The sequence below is a fragment of the Draconibacterium sp. genome, from assembly GCF_041583095.1.
In the GTDB taxonomy this organism is placed as follows: Bacteria; Bacteroidota; Bacteroidia; order Bacteroidales; family Prolixibacteraceae; genus Draconibacterium.
In genome coordinates this window covers 1-5,628 of sequence record NZ_JBFHGM010000307.1, presented here as the reverse complement: position 1 = coordinate 5,628, position 5,628 = coordinate 1, and the positions used below count along the sequence as shown (strand labels likewise).

The following is a 5,628-nucleotide window of genomic DNA, read 5'->3' as shown; positions in this document are numbered from 1 at the left end:
TACATTCAATTTATTTAACTCCTATGTACCAAAACGATTGTTGTTCTTAAAGGTATTTATTTAACCGGATTAAATACGAATTTCATGTGTTAAGACTTTGTATGGGATAACAAAACAAGAGTTAGCTTGCTACCAGTTTGGCAGCATTTTCAGCACGGAACACCGGCCCGGCCGACAAAGGTGTGTTAGTGCTTATTTTTTGTTAAATTCCTCCGAGCATTCAAACAAAAGGACAAGCAAAACAGCATGGCTTTTAAATGCGTTTAGTTACGATAACCTTTGGGCTGGTGTATATACCTTTGTCAATTTCTGTTTTTTCGTTAATCTGTTTCCAGATCACCCGTAATAACTCTTCTTTGTTGGCAGGTTTTGGAAGGAAGCTAATGCGTTCTTTCTTTAAAATTTCCTCCTGTTCCTGATGCAAAGTATAGGCCGAATGCGATACGATAGGAATTTGGTGGGTAATTTTTAAGATTTCCTGTATTGCCTCAGTACCATTCATAACCGGCATTTTACTATCCATAATAATTAAGTCGAAAACCGGGTTGTGTTTTATTAAATCAATGGCTTCTTTTCCATTGATTGCACGGGTAACTCCCAGCCCTTCCGTTTTTAGAAAATTTTCCAATAAATGGTAGTACGCCCCGTCGTCTTCAACAATCAAAATGTTTTTTTGCTCCGAAGACTGAGCGGATAAATTCATTTTGGTATTGGCTGAAACTATTTTTTGAGGAATGGACAAATAGAAGGTAGTGCCTTTTGCCACTTCCGACTCAAACCAAATTTTCCCCTTCATTCTTTTGGTTAATTTTTTGGCAATGGTTAGTCCCAGCCCTATACCTTCGCATAATTTTCCTTTACCGGGTTCAATCTGAGAAAATGCCTTAAAAACAAATTTGTGGTATTGAGGTGCTATGCCAATGCCTGTGTCGGCAACCGAAAACACCAGATTGTTTTTTTCACCTATAACCGATACTTCAACACTCCCATTTACGGTAAACTTAAAGGCATTTCCAATTAAAATATGCAGCACCTTTAGCACTTTGTGTAAATCAAACGAAAAGGTTTTTTCCAGCAGCTCGGGGGCAATGCTTGAGTAGAACTGCACCGCACTGTCTTTAAATTTTGCCCTTTCATCGTGGAAAAAGTCGTAAAATTCGCTTTCCAAATTTACCGGCATTGCATTTTCCGATAACAAACCGCTATCCAGTTTCGATATTTCAACCAGGTCGGTAACCGTATCAATAAGGCGCTCTCCACTTTTGCGAATAATCTGTATAAATTCCTTTTTCTCATCAGTGCTAACGGTATACTGGAAAAACCGGCCAAAGTGACCACCCAATTCCGGTCTAAATTGACCACCCATTCCGGGGCAAACTGACCACCTTATTCCGATTTAAATTGACCACCCCTCTCCGGTCCAAAGTGACCACCTGAAACGAGAAGACTTTTTCATGTTTTTGAAAGCCTAATTTCGTGCGCCAATAAATGCACGAGATATGGCAAATAAATTAATAGACATGAGTAAAGTAAGAAAAGTAATCCAACTGCACTGTCAGGGAAAAAGCAAGTTATTTATCAGTAAGTATCTATCGTTGTCGCGCAACACGGTTAAAAAGTATATTGCATTGTACCAGATGCTTAATCTGTCGGCTGAAGCGATAAAACAGAAGAGCGACGTTGAACTGGAAGAACTGTTTGTCAGCAACAAAGAACCGGAATTGTCGCCCAAAATGAAGAAACTGTACGCATTCTTTCCCTACATGGAGCGTGAGTTAAAAAAGGTGGGCGTAACCAAACTTTCGATGTGGCAGGAGTATATCGCAAAACACCCCGATGGGTTTAAAAGCTCACAGTTTTGCGAGTACTACAAACGTTGGGGGAAAAAGGTCAACCCGGTAATGCATATGACGCATAAGGCAGGCGATAAGATGTTTGTCGACTACGCAGGCAAAACCCTTGAGGTTGTTGACCATGAGACAGGAGAAGTCAAAAAAGTCCAGTTTTTTGTGGCCATTCTCGGTGCAAGCCAATATACCTATGCGGAAAGCTCGCCAAGCCAGAAAAAAGAAGATTTTATTGCATCAATAGAAAATGCCTTGCATTACTTTGGTGGGGTTCCGGCAGCCATAGTCCCTGATAACCTGCGTTCGGCAGTAACCAAATGCAGCCGTTACGAGCCTACTATAAACGAAACGCTGCAAGATTTTGCCGAACACTATGAAACTACTATACTTCCGGCAAGGGCGTACAAGCCCCGCGATAAATCATTGGCCGAAGGGGCTGTTAAAATACTTTATCAAAGGATTTATCCAATTATAAAAGAAGAAGAGTTTACAAGTATTGAAAGCCTGAACCGCCGCATATGGGAGCTGCTTAAAGAGCACAATAACAAAAAGCTTACCGGGCGTCCATACTCCCGTTACCAGTCGTTTAAAGAAGATGAACAGGAAAAACTCTCACCTCTTCCGCTTACCCGTTTCGAGGTAAAGCAACAATCTTTTGCAACAGTAATGATGAATGGGCATGTACTTTTAAGTAAAGACAAACATTATTACAGTGTCCCGTTCCAGTATATCCGCAAAAAGGTAAAGCTGTTGTTTACAAGCAGTACCGTTGAGATATACCACAAATACAACCGCATTGCATCTCACAGAAGAAACATGAAACCCTATCATTACACAACTGAGAAGGAGCACCTGGCAAGTACCCATCAGTTTATTACCGACTGGACACCACAACGTTTTATCGACTGGGCAGCTTCCATAGACCCAAGTGTTGAAGAACTCATTTGTCGGATACTGGAACAAAAACAACATCCCGAACAGGCTTACAAAAGCTGTATGGGGGTACTCTCTTTTGTCAAGAAAGTAGGAAAAGAAAGACTTACAAATGCCTGTAAACGCGCACTAGAATATGATATATCAAACTACAGGATAATCCAGAAGATACTCGAAAACGGACTGGATTCGATTGAAGAAGAACATGACCCAAGTGAGCAGATGCTCCCTGAACATCAGAATATAAGAGGCAAACATTATTACAACTAAAACAGATAAGTATGAATGAAACAACTTTAACGAAAATGAAGCAGATAAAGCTCTATGGTATGCATGGGGCTTTTCGTACCGCCATTGAAACCGGCAAAACAAACGATTACACTTTAGACCAGTTTGTGTCGATGCTGGTTGATGCAGAATGGGACGACCGCCAGAACCGCAAGATTGAAAGGGGGATTAAAAACGCACGCTTCCATTACAAAGCCTCAATCGAAAACATTATTTACGATGAAATGAGGAACATTGACCGGAACAGCATCCTGCGACTGGCAGAGTGCAGTTATATTGAAAAATGTGAGAACATACTGATAACAGGGAGTACAGGTGTTGGTAAAAGCTATCTGGCAACAGCATTGGGCTACCAGGCATGTATTGAAGGATACAGGGTAATGTATTTTAATGCCAATAAACTGTTTGCAAAACTAAAAATGGCAAAAGCCGATGGTTCGTACCTGAAAGAACTGGCCAAAATAGAGCGGCAACACCTGGTTATTATCGATGACTTTGGATTGCAGCCACTGGATAATCCCAACCGGCTTGCTTTGCTTGAGATTATTGAAGACAGGCAAGATAAAGGCTCTTTAATAGTCACCTCACAATTACCAGTTACAGGTTGGTATTCTGTTATCGGAGAAAAAACCATTGCTGATGCAATCCTCGACCGGTTAATCCACCAGTCGCATCGGATTGAGCTAAGAGGTGAATCTATGAGAAGAAAAAGAAGTAAAAGAGAGTAATTTTTTTTGTTAAATTTGATTCGAAATCACATTGAAAAAGTTCTTTTCGTTTTGGAAAAATCAGGGGTGGTCAATTTACTCCGGCGCAGGTGGTCAACTTAAATCGTAGAAGGGTGGTCACTTTGACCGGTTTTTCCAGCCATACAGACCAATAATCTTGGGGGCAAGGTTGTCGGCCAGAATGGTTTCACGTTTTTTTACTATTTGCGGATTAAATGTACTATGACGGTCTTGTGGGGTCTCAATGGTAACTTCCCCTGTTGATGTTTTTAAAGTCTTGGAACTCTTTCCGTTCCGCTTATTTCCCTGTCCACGTTCTGCATCATCGAGGTGGCTTTCCATTTCGGCAGACAACGCACTTTCCAAAAATTCTTTGATAATTGGGGCAAAAACCCCGCCTTCGCCTGTTAATGATTTTCCGCTGCGTAATTGGCTCAATGCCAAATCACGCATGGCAATGTATTCTGCCGATTCTTTTCTCTTTTCTGTCATAAGTTGCAATATTAAATGTTTTAAACTTATAGACAGAGTTTAATTTACATTCTCCTGCTAATCAAACCATTATCAATTAAATATGCGCGAATAAAAAGTACTCTGAACCGTAAGAAAAAAGCTGTCTTTTTCTAAACCGATTTTCTCTTCTTAGGTGGGGTCAGTTAAAAACGGTCTGAGGGGGGCAGTTAAGTTCGGCAAGGGGGTGCAAAGTGTCCGGCGAATGCATATAAAAACACCGGACTTCAAGCTTTTCTATCTAATCGGCGAGCTAATGCATGAATTCTTCGGGTAACTTCGAGTAGTTCCGATTCGAATCGATATATTTCAATACGTTTATCATCGGGTATCTGCAAACGTTTTACCAAATAAGAGCGTACTTCCTGAAATTCCTCTTTGAATCTTTGTTTGTCTAAATTTGCCGGTTCCCCCTTACTGTGTTTACTGTATTTCAGTAAGGCCTTATTAAAAGCAATGATGGCTTTATTGTATAAACCCGATATCTTTTCTTCGGTCTCCTTACTCGCTTCAAATTCTTTTACAATCCGATGTTCTGTGGCCTCTACCAGGTTGGTGGTTATTAAATCGGCCGCTGTTTCTAATACATTAACCGCCTCAATTTGATATTCTAATCGTTTGGAATCTTTTTGCGAAATGGATTTGCCTTGTATTTGCTGATGAAACTGAAGAATTTCAGCATGTCCCCGATCAATTTTTTCATCATCTTTTCTCAACTCTATTAATTTTTCGGTTGAACCGTAGAATGCTACCTGTAAACCTTTCTTTATAATTTCAACCGTGTAGTTTCCTAATTTTGTAATCGCTACATGAGACAAATCAAGTGCTATGCTCGTATCCTCGAGGTAATACGAATGCAGCTCGGGGAAAACACGTTCAGCTTTTTTCTCTTGCGTGGGAACCAACCACAGCACCAAGCGTGCCACCGGATGCACAAGCCAGATAAAAACAAAGGTATTTACCACATTAAAGAAGGTGTGGGCGTTGGCAATCTGCCGTGCTGCATTTTCACCCGAAATGGAATTAACCAGTTCGGTAAGCTGTGGAATAAAAGCATACCAGCAAAGTACTCCCACAAACTTAAAAAGCACATGCGAGACCGCAACCCGCATGGCTGCGCGGGGTTTTCCAATTGCCGACAAAACAGCAGTTACACAAGTACCTATGTTTGCACCAAAAATTATTGCTATTCCTGCGTCAACCCGAATTAAGCCCTGCATGGCCAACACAATTACCACGCCTGTAGTTGCCGATGAACTTTGTACCAAAGCTGTAAAAACCGTACCAATTATAATCCCTAAAACATAACTATCTAAACCTTC

The 5,628-nt window shown here is 40.8% G+C and carries 5 protein-coding genes; 2 read left to right on the top strand and 3 right to left on the bottom strand.

Annotated elements, in window-relative coordinates:
- Positions 1-253: 253 nt before the first annotated feature.
- Positions 254-1,366, bottom strand: coding sequence for a hybrid sensor histidine kinase/response regulator (locus ABZB17_RS19730; RefSeq protein WP_372652834.1), 1,113 nt, complete (start codon positions 1,364-1,366; stop codon positions 254-256).
- Positions 1,367-1,520: 154 nt separating this feature from the next.
- Between ABZB17_RS19730 and istA the strand changes: the two genes are divergently transcribed.
- Both istA and istB read left to right on the top strand, forming a co-directional pair.
- Positions 1,521-3,050 carry an IS21 family transposase gene (gene istA, locus ABZB17_RS19725; protein ID WP_372652832.1) on the top strand — a complete coding sequence of 510 codons (1,530 nt, stop codon included), beginning with the start codon at positions 1,521-1,523 and terminating at the stop codon, positions 3,048-3,050.
- A 35-nt stretch (positions 3,051-3,085) separates the two neighbouring features.
- Positions 3,086-3,796 carry an IS21-like element helper ATPase IstB gene (gene istB, locus ABZB17_RS19720; RefSeq protein WP_372652830.1) on the top strand — a complete coding sequence of 237 codons (711 nt, stop codon included), beginning with the start codon at positions 3,086-3,088 and terminating at the stop codon, positions 3,794-3,796.
- A 117-nt stretch (positions 3,797-3,913) separates the two neighbouring features.
- On the opposite strand, the gene ABZB17_RS19715 is transcribed toward istB, so the two are convergent.
- A complete protein-coding gene (locus ABZB17_RS19715) occupies positions 3,914-4,288 on the bottom strand; it encodes a transposase (protein WP_372652828.1) in 375 nt (124 codons plus the stop codon).
- Between the two features lie 245 nt (positions 4,289-4,533).
- Positions 4,534-5,628, bottom strand: a 1,095-nt coding sequence (locus ABZB17_RS19710) for a Na/Pi cotransporter family protein (protein ID WP_372652826.1), incomplete at its 5' end; no start/stop codon positions are given.